This window comes from Psychroserpens damuponensis, from assembly GCF_000826655.1.
Classification (GTDB): domain Bacteria; phylum Bacteroidota; class Bacteroidia; order Flavobacteriales; family Flavobacteriaceae; genus Psychroserpens; species Psychroserpens damuponensis.
In genome coordinates, this window is sequence record NZ_JXJO01000084.1 from 1 (window position 1) to 663 (window position 663).

General features: G+C 30.6%; 2 protein-coding genes. Both read right to left on the reverse strand.

Annotated elements, in window-relative coordinates; genetic code table 11:
- A partial coding sequence (locus tag TD29_RS17630; protein WP_040282898.1) for an SDR family NAD(P)-dependent oxidoreductase occupies positions 1-214 on the reverse strand: 214 nt, incomplete at its 3' end.
- The coding region (locus TD29_RS17635; RefSeq protein WP_040282899.1) for a M28 family peptidase at positions 201-663 on the reverse strand (463 nt) is incomplete at its 5' end. The genes TD29_RS17630 and TD29_RS17635, both read right to left, overlap by 14 nt.

Sequence of the window (663 nt, forward strand, 5' to 3'; positions counted from 1 at the left end):
CATTTTTTATAAAATCTTCTACTTTAAGATAATCGGCTTCTTTACATAAATCAAATGCAAAAGACGCTATATTATCAAAATGAAGATTACTCACTGGCTGAGCATTTCTAGATAGCGCTAACACATTATGACCTTGATTAGCAAACAAGTGAACAAGTTCAAAACCAATACCTCTACTTGTTCCTGTAATTATAATATTCTTACTTTGTGTCATTCATTTTAATTTCCTTGGTTGGTGTATTGGTCATTTTTTCAATAGCTGGTATTATGCTATTCACAAGATTTGACATATGATTATAATCTAGCTTATCTGCTTCATCATCTACATGGTGATAATAATCATAATTTGATAAATCACAAGAAGAAATGGTTTGGCAAGGAATTTCAAACGCATTGTAAAACGCATAGTTATCGGACTGTTTAAAAAGATTATATTTTTTTGAAACCTTAGAAAACCCAATCACTTTAGAGCCTAGGTATTCATTCATTTTATCAGCCATATTAGTCATGTCATATCCTGTAACAAAAGCTAAGTAATCACGATCTTTAAAAGGTACTCCAATCATTTCCATATTGATCATTGTATAAAGATCTATATTTTGAGATTTCAATTTGGTAGCTAGATGTTTAGAACCCAAAAGCCCTTTTTCTTCCGCAGAAAAC